The following is an 18547-nucleotide window of genomic DNA, read 5'->3' as shown; positions in this document are numbered from 1 at the left end:
GGGTGGGTACCGCGGCACATCTTAGAACAAGCGTTCGATGTCCGCCATTCAGGGTAATCGCGCAGGAAGGGGCCCTCCCGGCCGGGAGAGCCCCTTCCTGACGACCGAGAACTTACCCCTACTCTTCCTTGCCCGACTGCAGGCCGGACGAGATCAGGTCCATGACCGAGGAGTCCGCCAGCGTCGTCACGTCGCCGATCGCCCGGTTCTCCGCGACGTCGCGCAGCAGGCGGCGCATGATCTTGCCCGAGCGCGTCTTCGGCAGCTCCGGCACCACCATGATCTGGCGCGGCTTCGCGATCGGGCCGATCTCCTTGGCGACGTGGTTGCGCAGCTCCTGCACGGCCGCTTCGCCACCGTCCACGGCGTTCCCGCGCAGGATCACGAACGCGACGATGCCCTGGCCCGTCGTCGGGTCGGTCGCGCCGACCACAGCCGCCTCGGCCACGGTCGGGTGCGAGACCAGCGCCGACTCGACCTCGGTGGTCGAGATGCGGTGGCCCGACACGTTCATCACGTCGTCGACGCGGCCCAGCAGCCACACGTCGCCGTCGGCGTCGTACTTGGCGCCGTCACCGGCGAAGTAGTAGCCCTGGTCGGCGAAACGCGACCAGTACGTCTCGCGGTAGCGCTCCTCGTCGCCCCACACGCCGCGCAGCATCGACGGCCACGGCTTGTCGAGCACCAGGTACCCGCCGCCGCCCTTGGCGACCTCGTTGCCCTGGTCGTCCACGACCTTCGCGGAGACACCCGGCAGCGCGCGCTGCGCCGAGCCCGGCTTGGCGGTGGTGACGCCCGGCAGCGGCGAGATCATGATCGCGCCGGTCTCGGTCTGCCACCACGTGTCGACGACCGGCGTCTTGTTCGCGCCGATGGTCTCGCGGTACCAGATCCAGGCCTCGGGGTTGATCGGCTCGCCGACGCTGCCGAGCACGCGCAGCGACGTCAGGTCGTACTTGGCCGGGATGTCCGCGCCCCACTTCATGAACGTGCGGATCAGCGTCGGCGCGGTGTAGTAGATGGAGACCTCGTACTTCTGCACGATCTCCCAGTGCCGGCCCTCGTGCGGGGTGTTCGGCGTGCCTTCGTACACGACCTGCGTCACGCGGTTGGCGAGCGGCCCGTACACGATGTAGCTGTGGCCGGTGATCCAGCCGATGTCGGCGGTGCACCAGTACACGTCCTCGCCCGGCTTGTGGTCGAACACGTTGTGGTGCGTGTACGCGACCTGCGTGAGGTAGCCGCCGGAGGTGTGCAGGATGCCCTTCGGCTTCCCGGTGGTGCCGGAGGTGTAGAGGATGAACAGCGGGTGCTCGCTGTCGAACGCCTCGGGCTCGTGCTCGGCCGACTGGCCGTCGACGAGTTCGTGCCACCACAGGTCGCGCCCGTCGGTCCAGGGCACCTCGCCCGCGAGGTCGCTGCCGGTGCGGCGGACCACGATGACCTTCTCCACGGTCTCGGCACCCTGCAGCGCCTCGTCCACATTGGCCTTCATCGCGGCGGCCTTGCCGCGGCGGTACTGGCCGTCGGAGGTGATCACGATCTTCGCCGCCGCGTCGTCCACGCGGGCGCGCAGCGCGGTCGGGGAGAAGCCGCCGAAGACCACGCTGTGGAGCGCGCCGATGCGGGCGCACGCGAGCATCGCGAAGATCGCCTCGGGCACCATCTGCAGCTGGATCGCGACGACGTCGCCGGCCTTGACGCCGAGCGAGGTCAGCGCGTTGGCGGCCTGGGAGGCCTCGTCCTTCAGCTGTGCGTAGGTGATGTCACGGGTGTCGCCGGGCTCGCCGACCCAGTGGATGGCGACCTGGTCGCCGTGGCCGGACTCGACGTGCCGGTCGACGCAGTTGTAGGCGACGTTCAGCTTGCCGCCGACGAACCACTTCGCGAACGGCGCATTGGTCCAGTCCAGTACTTGGGTCCACTTCGTGTCCCAGCTCAGGCGCTCGGCCTGCTCGGCCCAGAACTGCTCCCGATCGGCGTCCGCCTTGTCGTACATGCCGGCTTTGGCGTTGGCCTGAGCGGCGAACTCGTCGCTCGGTGGGAAGGTGCGGCTCTCGGTGAGCAGGTTGTCCAGAGCTGGGGACTGCTCGGTCATGGTTGCAAGGCCTCCTGTAGTGCGAACCCGCGGCTCACGGCACGCTAGCGACGTTAGTCCGCCCAGGACAAGCTTGCAGCCGTGTCGCGGGCCGTCAGGCGAGGCGGGCCAGCAGCCGGGCGCGTGCGCCGGGCCATTCAGCTTCCGTCATCGAGTACACCACCGTGTCGCGCGACGTGCCGTCCGGGCGGATCCGGTGGGCCCGCAGCACGCCCTCGCGCAGGGCTCCGAGCCGTTCGATCGCGCGCTGTGAACGCAGGTTCCGGCTGTCGGTCTCCCACGCCACGCGCTGGGTGCCGAGCACCTCGAACGCGTTGCGCAGCAAGAGGAACTTGGCTTCCGTGTTGAGCGCGGTGCGCTGCCAGCGAGGGTCGAGCCAGGTGTGCCCGATCGACAGGATCCGGTGCTGGGGCACGATCTGGTAATACGACGTGGTGCCGGCGACGAGGCCGGAGGCGAGGTCGACCTGCGCGAACGCGCGGCGGTCGGGGTCGGCGACGGCCGTCTCGACGTACCGCTCGGCGTCGGCCGGGTCTTCGAACTGCCGGGAGCTCAGCCACGCCCAGATCGCCGGATCCTGTCCGGCTTCGAACAGGCCCTTCACGTGGTCCGGCCGCAGCGGTTCGAGGCGCACGTGGGTGCCGGACAGGGTCGGGTGCTCGCTCCAGTCGCTCACGGATCCAAGTTACGGGCGCAAGTGGTCCCGTCTGATAGCCAACTCTCGATCATTTCACCAGTCCACTTTCCGGTTGCTTATGCTCCCTGGACCGACGGAACGGAGAGGGCGCGGCATGGCTGACGAGCGGGAAGAGCTCACCTGGGAGTTGTTCGGCGGCGCCAGCCGGGAGCTGGCGGAGCAGGTGGCAGCCGACGGCTTCGAACCGGACCTCATCCTCTCCATCGCGCGCGGCGGGCTGTTCGTCGCCGGCGCCCTCGGGTACGCGCTCGACGTGAAGAACCTGCACGTGATGAACGTCGAGTTCTACACCGGCGTCGACCAGCGCCTCGACCTGCCGGTGATGCTGCCGCCGGTGCCCAACGTCGTGGACCTGAGCAACAAGAAGGTGCTCGTCGCCGACGACGTGGCCGACACGGGCGCCACGCTCAAGCTCGTGCGCGACTTCTGCGCCGACCACGTGGCCGACGTGCGCTGCGCCGTGATCTACGAGAAGCCGCGTTCGACCGTGCAGAGCGAATACGTGTGGCGGCGCACCGACCGGTGGATCAACTTCCCGTGGTCGGTCCTGCCGCCCGTCGTCAAGCGCACGGGCCAGGTGCTCGACGCATGAGCGACCCGCTGAAGCCGCTGCTGGACCTCGACGGCGTCGCGGCCGCGGCCAAGGCGGCGCAGGACGCGGTGTTCGCCGTGCACCGGCTGCCCGCGAACCTGCGCGGCGGCGCGGAAACGGCCGCGGAAGCGTCCGTGCGCGCGGCCCGCGCGTCGGCCGGGATCGACGGCGCGAACCCCGAACTGCCGGCCGACGGTTCGGTGGCCGATCCGCTCCTGGCCGGCGCGCTGCGCGTGGCCGAGACGCTCGAGTCCATGCTGCCCACGTGGCGGCGCGCGCCGTTGCAGGCGCTGGCGCGGCTGCACGTGCTCGCGGCGGCCGACGTCGTGACCGACCAGAACGCGCTCGGCCGGCCGCGCTCCGGCGGCGAACGCCTCGAACTGCTGGCCCAGCTCGTCACGGGCGCGACTTCGGTGCCCGGCGCGGTGCTCACGGCCGTGGTGCACGGCGAGCTGCTCGCGCTGCGGCCGTTCGGCTCGGCCGACGGGGTGGTCGCCCGCGCGGCGGCGCGCTTGTCGATGGTCGCGACGGGGCTGGACCCCAAGTCGCTGACCGTGCCGGAAGTGGCGTTCTTCCGGCGCGTGCCGAAGTACGTCGAGCTGGCCGAAGGCTTCGCGACCGGCACGCCCGAGGGCGTGCGCGAGTGGCTGCTGTTCTGCTGCGAAGCCTTCGAAGCGGGCGCGCGCGAGGCCCGCAGCATCTCCTCGGCGGCCGGCTGAGGCGTGTGGCCCGGCCACACTGGATCTTGCGGTTCTGTGGTGGCTCGGCACATGGTCGGCGGGGTCGGCGCACCTTAACCTCGTAGCCCATGACCAGTGGTGCACGTCACAGCTCGCCCCGTGATCTCGACGGCCGGGTCGCCTTGGTGACCGGTGGAGCGGGCGGCATCGGCCTCGCTTGCGTGCGGGCGCTTGCGGCGGCGGGGGCCAAGGTGCACGTCGTCGACGTCGACGCGGCCGGCGCCGAAGCGGCCGCGGCCGAAGCCGGCGGCTGGGCGCACGTCGGCGACCTGACCGACCCCGCGGTGATCGACGCGCTGCCGACCGAACTCGACGTGCTCGTGAACAACGCGGGGGTGCAGCACGTCGCCGCGCTCCACGAGTTCCCGCCCGAGCAGTTCGCGCGCATCCAGGCCCTGATGGTCACCGCGCCGTTCCTGCTGATCCGCCGCTCGCTGCCCGCGATGTACGCGCGCGGCTGGGGCCGGATCGTCAACCTCTCCAGCGTCCACGGCCTGCGCGCCAGCCCGTACAAGGCCGCGTACGTGACGGCCAAGCACGCGCTCGAAGGACTGTCCAAAGTGGCCGCGCTGGAGGGCGCGGAGCACGGCGTGACGAGCAACTGCGTGAACCCCGGCTACGTGCGCACGCCGCTGGTCACCGCCCAGCTCGACGCGCAGGCCGCCGAGCACGGGCTCGACGCGGAAGACGTCGTCGAGCAGGTGCTGCTGCGGCGGGCCGCGATCAAGCGGCTCATCGAACCGGCGGACGTCGCCGACCTCGTGGTGTGGCTGTGCGGCGAACACGCCGGCCACGTCACGGGCGCGTCGCTGCCCCTGGACGGCGGCTGGTCGGCCGCCTGAACCCCCTGTCCCCACAGCGAAGTGGAGTCCGAAGTGGACAACGTGACGACCGCGCCGAGGTCCGGGCTGCTCCGGGTCGTCGGCGCCAGCCTGATCGGCACCACCGTGGAGTGGTACGACTTCTTCCTCTACACCTCGGCCGCCGCTTTGGTGTTCAACAAGCTCTTCTTCCCGACGGCCGACCCGCTCACCGGCACGTTGCTGGCGTTGCTGACCTACGCCGTCGGCTTCCTGGCGCGGCCCATCGGCGGGCTCGTGTTCGGCCACTTCGGCGACCGCATCGGGCGCAAGCGCCTGCTCGTGGTGAGCCTGGTGATGATGGGCGGCTCAACGTTCCTCATGGGCGTGCTGCCCACGTACGGCGCGGTCGGCGTGCTCGCGCCGGTCCTGCTCACACTGCTGCGGCTCGTGCAGGGCTTCGCGCTCGGCGGTGAGTGGGGCGGCGCGGTGCTGCTGGTGTCGGAGCACGGCGACGACCGGCGGCGCGGGTTCTGGGCGTCGTGGCCGCAGACCGGCGTGCCCGCGGGGAACCTGCTGGCCACGGCCGTGCTCGCGATCCTCGCCGCGGTGCAGTCCGACGCGACGTTCACCTCCTGGGGCTGGCGGATCCCGTTCCTGCTCTCGGGTGTGCTCGTGGCGATCGGGCTGTGGGTGCGGCTGGCCGTGGCCGAGTCGCCGGTGTTCGTCGCCGCGAAGGCCGCCGCGGGCGAGCAGGAGCGCGCCCCGATCGTCGACGTGTTCCGCGGGCACTTGCGCGGGCTGGTCGTGACCTTCGGCGCGCGGCTGGCGGAGAACGTGTCGTACTACGTGATCACCGCGTTCATCCTCGTGTACGTGACCACCGGCCTCGGGATGCCGAAGGCGACCGGGCTGACGGCCGTGCTCGTGGCCTCGGCCGTGCACTTCGTGACCATCCCGCTGTGGGGCCTGCTGTCGGACCGGATCGGGCGCAAGCCGGTGTACCTGTTCGGCGTGCTCGGGATGGCCGCGTGGGCGTTCGGCTTCTTCTGGCTGCTGGACCTGCGCACGACGGGCGCGGTGATCGGCGCGGCGACGATCGGGCTCGTGGTGCACGGCGCGATGTACGGGCCGCAGGCCGCGTTCTTCGCCGAGCAGTTCCCGACGCGCGTGCGCTACACCGGCCTGTCGGTGGGCGGGCAGCTGTCGTCCATCGCGGCGGGCGCGATCGCGCCGATCATCGCCGTGGCGCTGTTCCAGGCGTACCACACCACGGTGCCGGTCTCGATCTACGTCGCCGCCATGTGCGTGCTGTCGCTGCTGGCCCTGCTCGCCGCGCGTGAAACGCGCGGCGAGTCGCTGCACGATTTCCCGGCTGACGCGGGGCGGTCTTCAGTGACAGCATGACCCGCGTGGACGCCAACCGCCGGCTGCTCGAGCTGCTCGCCACCGGGGCGAGCAGCGAGCAGCTGGCGCACGCGGCCCGCGCGGCCGGCGGCGACGCGGCCGAGCTCGCCCTGCGCATCCGCGAAACGCTCACCGAGCACCAGCGGCGCGAAGCCGAGCTCACCGCGTTGTTCGACACCGCGAGCGACCTCGCGCGGCTGCGAGACCCGGACGCGGTGCTGCGGTCGATCGTGCGGCGCGCCCGCACGCTGCTCGGCGTGGACGTGTCGTACCTGAGCCTCAACGACGAAGCCGCCGGCAAGACCTACATCCGGGTGACCGACGGCTCGGTTTCGGCGCTGTTCCAGCAGATCGTGCTCGGCATGGGTGAGGGGCTGGGTGGGCTCGTGGCGCAGACGGCGCGCCCGTACGCGACCGCGGACTACTTCGCCGACGCGCGCTTCCGGCACACGGCCCCGATCGACACCGGTGTGCTCGAGGAGGGGCTCACGGCGATCCTGGGCGTGCCGCTGGCGATCGGTGGCAAGGTGCTCGGCGTGCTGTACGCCTCGGACCGCTCGCCACGCGAGTTCTCGACGGCGGAGGTCGCGCTGCTGTCTTCGCTGGCCAACCACGCGGCGATCGCGCTGGACAACGCGCACCTGCTCGACGAGACGCGGCAGTCGGCGGCTGAGCTGAACGCCGTCAACGCGACCATGCGCCGCGCCGACGAAGCGCACGACCGGCTCATGGACCTCGTGCTGCGCGGCGGGGACCTGCCGGAGGTCGCCGCCGAGGTGGCCGGCGTGCTGCGCGGGGAGATCGCCGTGCACGACGCGTCGGGCGAGCTGCTGGCGGGCTCGCCGTTGCCGTTCGACGGGCCGGCCGTGGCGTCTTCGCGCGCGAGCGGGCGGGCAGAGTCCACAGAGGACACCTGGGTGTGCGCGGTGCAGGCGGGCCAGGAGCTGCTGGGGAGCCTGACGCTCGCGGGCCGGCCCGAGCTCGCGGGCGCCGACCGCCGGCTGTTCGAACGCGCGGCCGTGGTGACGGCGCTGCTGCTGATGCTGCGGCGGTCCGTCGCGCAGGCCGAGGACGAGGTGCGCGGCGAACTGCTCACCGACCTGCTGACCGCGCCGGCGCGCAACCCGGCGTCGCTGACGGCCCGCGCGCGCCGGCTGGGGGTCGACCTGGCGGCCCCGCACGTGGTGCTGGTCGCCCACGCGCCGGGCACGTCCCGGCGGGCCCTGGCGTCGGCGTGCGCGCGGTTCGGTGACCTGGTGGGGGTGCACGCCGAGCAGGTCGTGGCGCTCGCTCCTGCCGGGGTCGCGGCCGCCAAGGTGGCGAGTGAGCTCCGGTCCGTTGTGGACTGTCCGGTCACGGTCGGTGCCGCCGGGCCCGCGAAGGGACCCGCCGCGCTCGCCGAGGCGTACAGCGAGGCCGTGCGCTGCGTCAGCACGCTGCTGGCGCTCGGGCGTGAAGGCGACGGCGCGGCGATGGCCGACCTGGGGTTCCTCGGCGTGCTGCTCGGCCGCCACGCCGACCTGCCGGCCTACGTCCGCGCGACGCTCGGCCCCGTGCTGGACTACGACGCCCGCCGCGGCACGGACCTCGCCGGCACGCTGCGGGCGTACTTCGCGACCGGCGGGAACCTGGCGCGCGCCAAGGACGTGCTGCACGTCCACGTGAACACCGTGGTGCAGCGGCTCGACCGCGTTTCGGCGCTGCTGGGCGACGACTGGCGCGACCCCGGCCGCGCGCTGGAGATCCAGCTCGCGCTGAGGCTGGCCGAACTCGGCCCTACTCAGCCGGGTTGAGCCGCGCCGACCACTTCTCCTCGATGCGCCCGAACCGCCACACGGCGAGCGCGACCAGCCACGTCACCACGAACAGCCCGATGATCCCGAAGCCCACGTAGTCGAGGTTGATGTCCGCGATCGCCGCGAGGGGACCGTTCGTGATGTCCAGCTTCTCCGTGAGGATCGACACGAGCTCGATCGTGCCGATCACCAGCGCGACGGCCACGGACAGCGCCGTGACGGTGATGTTGTAGTAGATCTTGCGGATCGGCCGCGCGAACGCCCAGCCGTAGGCGAAGTTCATGAACACCCCGTCGGCGGCGTCGAACAGGCTCATGCCGGCGGCGAATAGCACCGGCAGCACGAGGATCGCGTACCAGGGCAGGGCGAACGCGGCCGCGCCGGCGGCGAGCACGAGCAGGCCGATCTCCGTCGCGGTGTCGAAGCCGAGTCCGAAGAGGACACCCACGGGGTAGATGTGCCACGGCTTGCGCACGGCTTTCGTCGCGCCGCGTAGCAGCCGGTTCATCAGACCGCGGTTGTCGAGGTGGCGCTCCAGGGCTTCCTCGTCCAGCTCACCGCGGCGCATCTTCGCGAAGACCCGGATGATCCCGACGAGCACGACGAGGTTCATGATCGCGATGAGGTAGAGGAAAACGCCCGAGACGGACGTGCCGATCAGGCCCGTCGTCCGGTGCAGCGCGGACGAATCGTCCTGCAGCTGCCCGGCCACCGCGCGCACGCCCAGCGACAGCAGCAGGCACAACCCGAACACGATCGTCGAATGCCCCAGGGAGAACCAGAACCCGACCGACAGGGGCCGCCGGCCGTCGGCCATGAGCTTGCGCGTGGTGTTGTCGATCGCGGCGATGTGGTCGGCGTCGAACGCGTGCCGCATGCCCAGCGTGAACGCCGTGACCCCCAGCCCGATGCCGAACGCGCCCGACGCGCCGAGGTCGTAGTGGTGCGGGGCGATGACCAGCACCAGCACGCCCCAGCCCAGCAGGTTCAGCAGCAGGATCACCGCCGCCATCCCCGAGATCGACCCCCACTCCCGCCTCGTCAGCGGCTTCCTGCCGGACGTGGGCGGTGCGGCGACCCCGGCCATGCGAACCTGCCTTCTCTCGCGGGCAACACCTGAGAGAGTAAGCAGATGAAAAGATGATCCGCAATACGCGAAGGTTCACAACACGAGCCCCTCACCACCCGAGGTGAGGGGCTCTTCGCCGAATTCCGGCACACCACCGCAGCGATCGCGAGATCTACCTCCCTCGCCACAGCGCGAGATCGCGCCGGTTTCTGGACTGAGCGATGTGCTCGGCCCCCGGCCGAGCACATCGTGAGGGAAGAAACCGGGTCTCAGCGATCTCGCCGCCTCGGCGGAGCCGAGGCAGACAATTCAGCCCGCGCGTAAGTGCAGGGAGTCCAGCGCCTTGCGGACGTGGCCGCTGTTCGCCTCCAGGGCGGCCGCAGCGTGCTCGACGTCGGAGCCGGACAGCAGGTGCACCAGCGCCACCTTGAGGTCGCCGCCGGCGTCGGTGAGCGCGTCGGAGCACTCGGCCATGGTCAGGCCCGTGGCTTCCTGAAGGATCCGGATCGTGCGGCCGCGCAGCTTCGCGTTGGTCGCCCGCATGCTGACCATCAGGTTCGAGTACGTCTTGCCCAGCTTGATCATCGTGGCCGTGGAGAACGACGTGAGGATCAGCTTCTGCGCAGTGCCCGCCTTCATCCGGGTCGAGCCGGCGATCACCTCCGGGCCGGTGGCCACGGCGATGAGCACGTCGACCCCGGCCGGCTTGGCCGCGCGGGGGTTGGCCGAGACCAGGCCCGTGTGCGCGCCGAGGCGGCTCGACGCCTCCAGGGCGCCGAGCACGAACGGCGTGCGCCCGGACGCGGCGAGGCCGAGCACGAAGTCACCCGGCCGGACGGAGGCGGCCAGCTCGGCCGCACCCGCCTCGTCGTCGTCCTCCGCGTTCTCGACCGCCTGGCGCAGGGCCTTCTCCCCGCCGGCGTGGTGCGCGACGAACCAGTCCGCGGGCACGTTGAACGTCGGCACGAGCTCGGCCGCGTCCAGCGTGGCCAGCCGGCCCGAGGTGCCCGCCCCCACGTAGTGCACGCGGCCGCCGGCCCGCAGGGCTTCGACGGCGTAGTCCACCGCGCGCGCCAGCTGCGGCAGCACGGCGGCCACCGCGTCGGGCACCCGGCGATCCTCGGCGTTGATCGAGCTGAGGATCCCCATGGTGGACATCAGGTCGATGTCCACCGTGCGGGGGTTGCGCTGCTCGGTCGGCGAATCGACGTGCACCGCCTGGCAGGGGACGGTCATCATGCGCCTCGTTTCTGAGTTCACTTACCGGTTTCCCGCGGACGGCGGCGACCGTCGGGCCTGACCCCGAGCCGGTGCGAGCCGACCGCGTCCCTCGTCGCGTCCAGCGCGCTGACGGACTCCTCCATGTGCCGCTGCGCGACACCGATGAACAGGCAGTCGATGACGGTGAGCTGGGCGATGCGGCTCGCGGTCGCCCCGGAGCGGAAGGTGGTTTCGCGGGCCGCCGTGGTGAGCACGTGGTCGGCGACCTCCGTGATCGGCGAGCGCGGGAAGTTCGTGACCGCGACGGTGATGGCGCCGTGCTCACGGGCGACCCGCAGGGCCTCGACGGTGTCGGTGGTCGCGCCGGTGTGCGAGACACCGATCGCGATGTCGCCGGGGCTCAGGACCGCGGCCGAGGTGAGCATGATGTGCGTGTCGGACCACGAGAAGCTCACGCGGCCGATGCGGTGCAGCTTCTGCTGCAGGTCGGCGGCCACGAAGGCGCTCGCGCCCACGCCGTACACGTCCACGCGGCCGGCCTCGGCCACGAGGTCGATCACGCGCTGCAGCTCGGCGACGTCGAGCTGGTCGGCGGTCTCCTCCACGGCCCGCGCGTCGGCGAAGCTGACCTTGCCGATCACGGCGGCCAGGTCGTCCTCGGGACCGATTTCGCCACCCAGGTTGCGGGTGGTTCTGGCTTCGGTGCGGGCGGTGTCCGCGGCCAGCGCGATGCGCAGCTGCGGGTACCCGCCGACGCCGACGGCCTTGCAGAACCGGGTGACCGTCGTCTCGCTCGTGTTCGCGGCGAGCGCGACCTCGGTGATGCTGCGCCGCGCGACGGACGCGGGGTCTTCCAACACGACCTTCGCGACCCGCTGTTCCGCGCGGGCGAGACCCGGCAGCAGCGACCGGATGCGGACCAACGGGCTGGCGTCGGCGTCACGCACGGTGGTCTGAGCTGCGGACTCTCCGGACGGTGCCGGGATGGTTACGGAATCGGCATCGTCGACCGTCGGAAAGTTACTAACCGCTGGCATTTGCGACAAGGCTACCCACATCCTTCGGCAGGATCGCAACCCGTCCGTGTCTGCGGACTTCGATTTGCGATTAATCGTTGACCAGAAAGTCGCTAACCAGGTCGTGGGTGTTAACGACCTCAAGCTAACGACTTGGCAACTTAGTGTCGCGCTGCAAAAGGCTTCGGATCGCTGAGTGGGAGGTTCAGTTCGGCGCTGCGCGACAGCGCGGTCACCGGGTGCTCAACTTCCACCCGATCGCGGTGAGCGCCGACGGGTTCCGCTCACCATCGAGAACTGTCCGGCCGCGTTCGGTGACTTTCACACCGTCTAGAGAAACTCCGCGTCCGGTGTAACTCGGATCGGTGCTGTAACGCCAGCGGAGGCTCGTAACGCCGCCGGCCGGCACGTCGGCCGTCACCCGCCACCAGGCGCGGTGCCCGTGGCCCGAGAGCGACGTCACCTCTCCCGGCGGCGCGCCCGGTCCCGTCGCGTGCACGGCGACCGGTTGCCAATTGACGCCGTCGGAGGACGATTCCAGCTGAAGTGGATCAGAAGGTCCCTCGGTGTCCACGAAAGCGTAGAAGGAAACCTGCCACGCACCAGTGGATCGCGGTGTCAAGGGCTGCGTACTCAGCGTAGCCGTGGACTTGTCACCGAGGCCCGAGTACCAGGCGTCGCGGCCGACCTCGGGCCGGACGGCCATCGCCTGGGCCAGCGAGGTGGCCCAGACCTGGCGAGCGGTGTTGATGGACCCCCAGTTGCGGGTGGGGTGCACCCGGTTGGTCAGCAACAGCGCGAAGGAGCGCGACTCCGGGTCGATGACCAGCGTCGTGCCGGTGAAGCCGGTGTGGCCAGCGGTGACGGGCGAGGACAGGGCGCCCATGTACCAGGGCTGGTCGAGCTCGAAGCCGAGGCCGTGGGAGTCGTCGGGGAACTGCTGGTTGTAGTTCGTCAGCATCTGCTCGACGGTGTCCGGCCGCAGGATGCGCGTGCCGCGGTAGGTACCGCCGTTGAGGATCGTCTGGCACAGGATCGCCAGGTCGCTCGCGGTGGAGAACACGCCGGCGTGCCCGGCGACGCCGCCGAGCGACCACGCGTTCTCGTCGTGCACCTGGCCGCGCACGAGCCCGCGCGGTGGGTTGCTTTCGTACTCGGTCGCGGCGATGCGGTCCAGCTTCGAGGCCGGCGGGTTGTAGCCCGTGTCGACCATGCCGAGCGGCGCGGTGATCCGGTCGTGCACCACCTGGTCCAGTGGCTTTCCGGTGAGCTTCTCGACGACGAAGCCGAGGGTGAGCATGTTGAGGTCGGAGTACAGGTACGTCGTGCCCGGCGCGTTCTTCAGCGGGCTGTCGAGCACGGCCTTGCGGCGCGACGGGAGGTCCGGGTAGCCCTCCCACAGCGACGGCGCCGGATCGGCGTCGAAGCCGGACGTGTGCGTGAGCAGCTGCTCGATCGTCACGTCCTGCTTGCCGTTCACGCCGAACTCGGGCAGGTAGCGGACCACGGGCGCGGTGACGTCGAGCTTGCCCTGGTCGACCAGCTGCAGCGCGGCGATCGAGGTGAACAGCTTCGAGATCGACGCCAGGTCGAAGATGGTGTCGTCGCGCATCGGCACCTGCTGCTCGGGCGGCAGTTCGGTGCCCGCGGCGTCGGCGTAGCGCACGGCGCCGCCCACGGCGTAGCGGTCGACGACCACGCCGTCGTGCGCGAGCAGCCCGACGGCGCCGGAGAAGTGCGGGTGGCCGCTCGCGTCGGGTTGCGTCCAGTTCGCCAGGAACTGCTCGGCGCCCCGGATCGGGCCCGGGTCGAGCCCGACGTCCGCCGGCTCGCCCTCGCGCAACGTCGTCAACGCCGGCGCGAACCCGTGCCGGGGCACGTCGAAACGCCCGGCGAGCGGATCGTGCTGCGTGGTGGCGATGGCGGGGGCTCCTGCGGTGGTCGAGGCCGCGACGAGCACGGCAACCGTCGCGACGAGCACCTTCCTAGCACGCATGACCGGTCTCCTCAGCGGTAGATCAGGTAGGGCCGGCGTCTGCGGTCGAACGCGGCGAGCTCGGCGCGCCAGGCGCCGGTGACCTCGTCGACCCCGGCGCCGGCGTCGATGGAGGTGCGCAGCCGGTCGGACCCGGACAGCAGGTCGATGGCGTGGTCGGGCCGCCAGCCGAAGGTGGCGGGGGCGATCTGCTTGGCCGTGACGAGCATGGCCACGGCCGTGGTGATGGCGTCGAAGGACCGCGGGTCGGTCACCGTCAGCTCGACACCGCCGCAGGTTTCGTTGACGAACTTGCTGAACGTCGGCACGAAGTACGTCTCGCGGAACTTCACGCCCGGCAGGTCCAGGGCTTCGAGCTTGTCGCGCCAGTGCCAGTCGACGCCGGGCGCGCCGATGATCTCGAACGGGCGCGTGGTGCCGCGGCCCTCGGCGAAGAGCGTGCCTTCGAACAGGCAGGTGCCGGGGTAGACGAGCGCCGTGTCGAACGTCGGCATGTTCGGGCTCGGCATGATCCAGTCGAGCCCCGTGCCGGGGAAGAGCACGTCGCGCCGCCAGCCGCGGACCTCGACGATCTCCAGCTTGTCGAGCTTCACGCCTTCTTCGGGCAGGAACTCGGCGGCGTACAGGCGCGCCAGCTCGCCGACGGTCATGCCGTGCTGCTGCGCGATCGGCTTGCGCCCGACGCCCGACGCGAACTTCGGGTCGAGCACCGGCCCGGCGACGCGGCCGCCGATCGGGTTCGGGCGGTCGAGGACCACGAACGCCGCGCCGACTTTGGCGGCGGCGACCATCGCCGTGTAGAGCGACCAGATGTAGGTGTAGAAGCGGGCGCCGACGTCGGCGATGTCGAACACGACCGTGTCGAGCCCGGCCTTGGTGAACAGGCCCGCGAGCTTCGTCGCGTCGGCGCCGTACGCGTCGTACACGGGGATGCCGGTGCGCGGGTCGGTGTAGTCGCCTTCGGACCCGCCGGCCTGCGCGCTGCCGCGGAACCCGTGCTCCGGGCCGAACGCCGCGACGGGCCGGACCCCGGCGGCGACCATCGAGTCGACGACGTGGTCCCCGCTCGCCAGCACGCCCGTCGGGTTGGAGAGGACGCCGAGCTTGCGCCCGGCGAGCGGCCGCCACTGCTGCGCGGCGAGCTGTTCGGCGCCCGTCAGCACATCGCGCTGGAGCGGGTTCTGCGCGGGCGCGGCCTGCGCGACGGCCGAGCCGCCCGCGAGCACCGGCACGGCGAGCGCGGGGACGGCGAGGAACTTCCTGCGGTTTACGGTCACCAGCTCAGTCCATGTCCGAAGGGGTACTTGACGGTGTTCACGTCGGCGCCGGCCGGGACGTCGACCGGCAGCTTGCCACTCGGGGCCGTTTCGCCCAGCACGACCTTCGCGAGCGCCTCCAGCGAAGGCGTGATGTAGCCGTAGGTCGCGAGCCAGGTCGGCACGGGGTTGGCGTACCCGGCGTCGTACGGGATCTGCGCGGCCACGGCGACCACGGGCTTGCCGGTGGCCATCAGTGCCTGCAACAGCTTGGTCTGCAAGGGAAAACCGCCGATGTTGTTCGTGAGCACCACGACCAGGTCGGTATTCGCGGCGGCCGCGGCGGCCTGGGCGATGGCCTCGTCGGACGGCGTCTGGCCGGTCTGCAGCGCGGTCGCCTTCGTGCCGTGGGCGGTGAGGCGGTCGGCGAGCGTCTGCGTCGAGGCCACGCCCCAGCCGGTGACGAGCGCGGTGGCGGGCTTCTGCTTGAGCGGCAGCACGCCGGCGTCGTTGGCGATGGCGGTGATCGACTTGTCGGCGATGCCTTGCGCGGTGGCGAGGTGCGCCGGCGTGCCGACCTTCTTCGCCACCAGCGCCGGGTTGTCGAACGGCGAGGTGAGGATGCCGCGCCCGAGCTTCAGCTTGAGCACGCGCAGCACGCTCTGGTCGATCCGCTGCATCGGCAGGTCGCCGGACTTCACGGCGGTGATCACGGAGTTGATCGCGACGTCGAGGTGCACCGGCATGAGCAGCTGGTCGACGCCCGCTTTCAAGGCGAGCACAGGGATTTCGGCGTCGCTGTGCAGCTCGCGCACGCCCTCCATCTCGAGGGAATCGGTGATCACCACGCCGTTGTAGCCCAGTTCGTCGCGCAGTTTGCCGGTGATGATCGGCTTCGACAGCGTGGCCGGCTCACCCGACGGGTCGAGGCTCGGGAACTGGATGTGGGCGCTCATGATCGAGTCGATGCCGGCCGCTATGGCGGCCTTGAACGGCGGCACGTCGATCTTGCGCCAATCGGCTTCGCTGCGGTCGATGCGCGGCAGGCCGGTGTGGCTGTCGGTGGCCGCGTCGCCGTGTCCGGGGAAGTGTTTCGCCGTGGAGGAAACGGTTTCGGACGGTCGCCCGGAGTCCTGGTAGCCCTTGACCTCGGCCGTCACGAACTGGCTCGCGAGGCCCGGCTGGCCCGCGAACGAGCGGACGCCGATCACCGGGTTGGCCGGGTTGGAGTTCACGTCGGAGTCGGGGGCGAAGTCCTGGTTGATCCCGACGGCGCGCAGCTCGTGGCCGATGATCGTGGCGGCCTGCTTCGCCGCGTCGGTGCTGCGGCCGGCGGCGATCGCCATCGAGTTCGGGAACTCCGTGGCGGGCGCGCCCATGCGGGTGACGGTGCCGCCCTCTTGGTCGGTGCCGATCTGCAGCGGGATGTGGGCGCCGCTGGTGACGGCGGCCTGCTGGAGGCCGTTGGAGAGCTTGGCGACCTGCGTGGGGTCGTCGAAGTTGTCGCGGGTGTCGTTGTTGAAGTAGATGACGCCGCCGAGGTGGTACTTGCGGATCACCTGCGCGGCGGTGTCGACGCCGAAATCGGCCTGGTTCTTGGGGTTCACCTCGTCGGCGGACTTGCCGTTGACCCAGGTGACGAAGAGCTGGCCGACCTTCTCCTCCAGCGTCATGCCGTGGAGCGCCTGCCGGGCGGCCGCGTCGGTGGCCGTCACGGGCGGGGCCGCCGGGGTGCTGCCGGACGCGGTCGACGCGGTCGCGCCGAGACCGGCGACGGCGAGCAGCCCCGCGAGGGGAACAGCGAGCGCATGGGTTCTCCGCGGGCGCGTGCGCGCGAGTCGGTTCGTCACGAAAGGCCTCCCAGTGTCGTGCGCCGCGGGTGGTGAGAAGTCCACCTGGCGGCGCCGGTATCGGGAAGCTACTCACCGGCTAGGGCGTTGTCCATCGGCCGAGCGCAGGAACGTAGTGGTTCACCTGGGATTTCTTCTGGAAACACTGGCGGCGCCCGTCGGCCGAAGCCGGCGGGCGCCGCCTGCAAGCGCGGAACATCTCGGGCGACCAAGCGTGCAACTCTGGTCGTACCTTCATGGACTCGGCGTCCGGCGTCCCGGTACGCAGTCCCTAGACGACGAGCCTCCCGCGGCGTGCTGCGCGTGGGTACCCGGAGTCCGCGCACGGAGGTCGCCCGGGGTGGTAGAGGCTTCTCTTCTACCTCTGCCCTGGCCGGCTCGACGTCCGCACCTACTTTCTACGCCGTGAGCCCGGTCACTTCAAGAGCGTGGACGGGTGCACCGGCAAAAGAGGCTCGATCCGGTGAGTCAAGCACCCTCAGCAACTGCCGATTCGGCTCTGCGCTGGGAAAATCCGGGTCCGGTACCGCCGTGTGGGTGCTCAGCTCGGCGGGGTTCGGAACCGTCGGCGACGGCTCAGGCTGTACCACGTCGCGCCCGCCGCGACGGCGCCCACGCCGAGCGCCACCATCCCGGCCGAACGAGCGGGGATCCGGCCGCGCAGCGACATCGGGCGCTCGAACGCGAGGATCGGCCAGCCGCGCTCGCCGGCCTCGCGGCGCAGGAGCTTGTCGGGGTTCACGGCGTGCGGGTGACCGACGACCTCCAGCAGGGGGATGTCCGTGCTCGAATCGGTGTAGGCGTAGGAGTCCGCGAGGTCGTACCCGTACGTCGCGGCGAGCTGCTTCGCGGCGACGGCCTTGTTGTCGCCGTAGCAGTAGAAGTCGACTTCGCCGGTGTAGCGGCCGTCGGCGATCTCCATGCGCGTCGCGACGCACCGGGTCGCGCCGAGCATCGCGGCCACGGGCGCGGCGACCTCCTCGCCGGTCGCGGAGAGGATCACGACGTCGTGGCCGTCGGCGAGGTGGCGCGCGATGAGATCGGTGGCCTCGACGTACACGAGCGGGTCCACCACGTCGTGCAGCGTTTCCCGCACGATCGCCGAAACCTGCGAGACGTCCCAGCCCGCGCACAGCTTCGAGACCTCGGCGCGCATGCGTTCGGTCTTGTCGGCGTCGGCGCCCGAGAGGGAGAAGACGAGTTGTGCGTACGCGCTACGCAATGCCGCGCGGCGGTTGATCAGCCCTTCTCTGAGCAATGGTTTGCTGAACGCCAGCGCGCTGGAAGAAGCGATGATCGTCTTGTCGAGATCGAAGAACGCGGCGACGGCTCGCCGGGGTTCCCCGGGGGCGGATTCGCGCGGCGGTGCGCTGCTGGGTTCGGCCACGTGATCAGGATAGGAGAACTCGCGCGCCCCTTGACGCGTTGATCGAACACCGGCGCGCCCGCCCGGCGGAAAATCCATGACAAGACAGGGCATCCGGCTCTGGATGCCGTTACCGAATCGTAGGTGTCACTCACAGCGCCAACCGGTGCCCGGCGGAGTTAAAGTGTGGGGACCCGGTGTCCAACCGGGCCGGTTCAGTCCGACCCCCCGGGGCTGAACCCACGGCGGCCCTCGTCCCTCCCCCCTGGCGAGGGCCGCCCTCTTTTGTGGGGGCTAAGTACTTTTTCCTTCGCAGGCGTGGATCGCCGGGAGCTTTTCCGTCGAAATTGCGCCGCCCCCGGAATTCCCCGCTCCGTTTTGCTCCGCGGGGCCGCGCATTGTGCCCCATCCACCCGGCCACGCGCTCCCGGTGGCCGGTTTTGAGCGCGAGTTGTCCACAAACCCCCAGTTGTCCACAGGCAGCCCCCTCGCCCATTGCCGACACCGCCGCCCCCCGGCGACCGTGGAACCACGCCCGGTGTGCCTCACCTGGGCCCCACCAAGGGGGAGACCCGTGCAACGCCCACACCCACCCCGGCCTCGGTCCACTTCGGCCAGTCCCCGCGCGTCGAGCCGGATGAAA

At 70.7% G+C, this 18547-nt stretch carries 14 protein-coding genes; 5 read left to right on the top strand and 9 right to left on the bottom strand.

What is annotated here, in order from left to right:
• Positions 1–118: 118 nt before the first annotated feature.
• Positions 119–2098 (bottom strand): acetate--CoA ligase, encoded by a 1980-nt coding sequence (acs, locus tag ACIA77_RS07960; RefSeq protein ID WP_395885052.1) that lies wholly within the window; start codon positions 2096–2098, stop codon positions 119–121.
• A gap of 94 nt (positions 2099–2192) precedes the next feature.
• Positions 2193–2774 carry a GNAT family N-acetyltransferase gene (locus ACIA77_RS07955; RefSeq protein ID WP_395885051.1) on the bottom strand — a complete coding sequence of 194 codons (582 nt, stop codon included), beginning with the start codon at positions 2772–2774 and terminating at the stop codon, positions 2193–2195.
• A 115-nt stretch (positions 2775–2889) separates the two neighbouring features.
• On the opposite strand from ACIA77_RS07955, the gene ACIA77_RS07950 reads away from it, so the two are divergent.
• From ACIA77_RS07950 to ACIA77_RS07930, 5 genes are all read left to right on the top strand, one after another.
• A complete protein-coding gene (locus tag ACIA77_RS07950; protein WP_395885050.1) occupies positions 2890–3387 on the top strand; it encodes a phosphoribosyltransferase in 498 nt (165 codons plus the stop codon).
• The gene (locus ACIA77_RS07945; protein ID WP_395885049.1) at positions 3384–4106 is read left to right on the top strand and encodes an oxidoreductase; all 723 of its coding nucleotides are present in this window, start codon (positions 3384–3386) and stop codon (positions 4104–4106) included. Before ACIA77_RS07950 ends, ACIA77_RS07945 begins: the two co-directional genes overlap by 4 nt.
• Before the next feature lie 89 nt (positions 4107–4195).
• Positions 4196–4969, top strand: coding sequence for a 3-hydroxybutyrate dehydrogenase (locus tag ACIA77_RS07940; protein WP_395885048.1), 774 nt, complete (start codon positions 4196–4198; stop codon positions 4967–4969).
• 42 nt (positions 4970–5011) lie between these two features.
• Positions 5012–6334, top strand: coding sequence for an MFS transporter (locus ACIA77_RS07935; protein WP_395885621.1), 1323 nt, complete (start codon positions 5012–5014; stop codon positions 6332–6334).
• A complete protein-coding gene (locus ACIA77_RS07930) occupies positions 6331–8127 on the top strand; it encodes a helix-turn-helix domain-containing protein (RefSeq protein ID WP_395885047.1) in 1797 nt (598 codons plus the stop codon). The genes ACIA77_RS07935 and ACIA77_RS07930 overlap by 4 nt, the downstream gene beginning before the upstream one ends.
• On the opposite strand, the gene ACIA77_RS07925 is transcribed toward ACIA77_RS07930, so the two are convergent.
• From ACIA77_RS07925 to ACIA77_RS07895, 7 genes are all read right to left on the bottom strand, one after another.
• Positions 8111–9142: a HoxN/HupN/NixA family nickel/cobalt transporter gene (locus ACIA77_RS07925; protein ID WP_395885620.1), complete on the bottom strand. Its 1032-nt coding sequence runs from the start codon at positions 9140–9142 to the stop codon at positions 8111–8113. The genes ACIA77_RS07930 and ACIA77_RS07925 overlap by 17 nt on opposite strands.
• 366 nt (positions 9143–9508) lie before the next feature.
• On the bottom strand, positions 9509–10438 hold the full coding sequence (gene murQ, locus ACIA77_RS07920; protein WP_395885046.1) for an N-acetylmuramic acid 6-phosphate etherase: 930 nt from the start codon (positions 10436–10438) through the stop codon (positions 9509–9511).
• A 17-nt stretch (positions 10439–10455) separates the two neighbouring features.
• Positions 10456–11457: a MurR/RpiR family transcriptional regulator gene (locus tag ACIA77_RS07915; protein WP_395885045.1), complete on the bottom strand. Its 1002-nt coding sequence runs from the start codon at positions 11455–11457 to the stop codon at positions 10456–10458.
• A 211-nt stretch (positions 11458–11668) separates the two neighbouring features.
• On the bottom strand, positions 11669–13432 hold the full coding sequence (locus tag ACIA77_RS07910) for a serine hydrolase (protein ID WP_395885044.1): 1764 nt from the start codon (positions 13430–13432) through the stop codon (positions 11669–11671).
• 11 nt (positions 13433–13443) lie between these two features.
• Positions 13444–14709 carry an exo-beta-N-acetylmuramidase NamZ domain-containing protein gene (locus tag ACIA77_RS07905; RefSeq protein ID WP_395885043.1) on the bottom strand — a complete coding sequence of 422 codons (1266 nt, stop codon included), beginning with the start codon at positions 14707–14709 and terminating at the stop codon, positions 13444–13446.
• Positions 14706–16538, bottom strand: coding sequence for a glycoside hydrolase family 3 protein (locus ACIA77_RS07900; protein ID WP_395885042.1), 1833 nt, complete (start codon positions 16536–16538; stop codon positions 14706–14708). Before ACIA77_RS07900 ends, ACIA77_RS07905 begins: the two co-directional genes overlap by 4 nt.
• A gap of 541 nt (positions 16539–17079) precedes the next feature.
• A complete protein-coding gene (locus ACIA77_RS07895) occupies positions 17080–17925 on the bottom strand; it encodes an HAD family hydrolase (protein ID WP_395885041.1) in 846 nt (281 codons plus the stop codon).
• Positions 17926–18547 lie beyond the last annotated feature (622 nt).

The organism is Amycolatopsis sp. NPDC051903, from assembly GCF_044452505.1.
In the GTDB taxonomy this organism is placed as follows: domain Bacteria; phylum Actinomycetota; class Actinomycetes; order Mycobacteriales; family Pseudonocardiaceae; genus Amycolatopsis.
This window is presented reverse-complemented; position numbering and strand designations above follow the sequence as displayed.

What these genes read in the sequence shown, in the direction of transcription:
- ACIA77_RS07945 (WP_395885049.1), top strand. Translation starts at nt 3,384, where the DNA reads ATGAGCGACCCGCTGAAGCCGCTGCTGGACCTCGACGGCGTCGCGGCC.
- ACIA77_RS07930 (WP_395885047.1), top strand. Translation starts at nt 6,331, where the DNA reads ATGACCCGCGTGGACGCCAACCGCCGGCTGCTCGAGCTGCTCGCCACC.
- murQ (WP_395885046.1), bottom strand. Translation starts at nt 10,438, where the DNA reads ATGATGACCGTCCCCTGCCAGGCGGTGCACGTCGATTCGCCGACCGAG.
- acs (WP_395885052.1), bottom strand. Translation starts at nt 2,098, where the DNA reads ATGACCGAGCAGTCCCCAGCTCTGGACAACCTGCTCACCGAGAGCCGC.
- ACIA77_RS07925 (WP_395885620.1), bottom strand. Translation starts at nt 9,142, where the DNA reads ATGGCGGCGGTGATCCTGCTGCTGAACCTGCTGGGCTGGGGCGTGCTG.
- ACIA77_RS07910 (WP_395885044.1), bottom strand. Translation starts at nt 13,432, where the DNA reads ATGCGTGCTAGGAAGGTGCTCGTCGCGACGGTTGCCGTGCTCGTCGCG.
- ACIA77_RS07915 (WP_395885045.1), bottom strand. Translation starts at nt 11,457, where the DNA reads ATGCCAGCGGTTAGTAACTTTCCGACGGTCGACGATGCCGATTCCGTA.
- ACIA77_RS07950 (WP_395885050.1), top strand. Translation starts at nt 2,890, where the DNA reads ATGGCTGACGAGCGGGAAGAGCTCACCTGGGAGTTGTTCGGCGGCGCC.
- ACIA77_RS07940 (WP_395885048.1), top strand. Translation starts at nt 4,196, where the DNA reads ATGACCAGTGGTGCACGTCACAGCTCGCCCCGTGATCTCGACGGCCGG.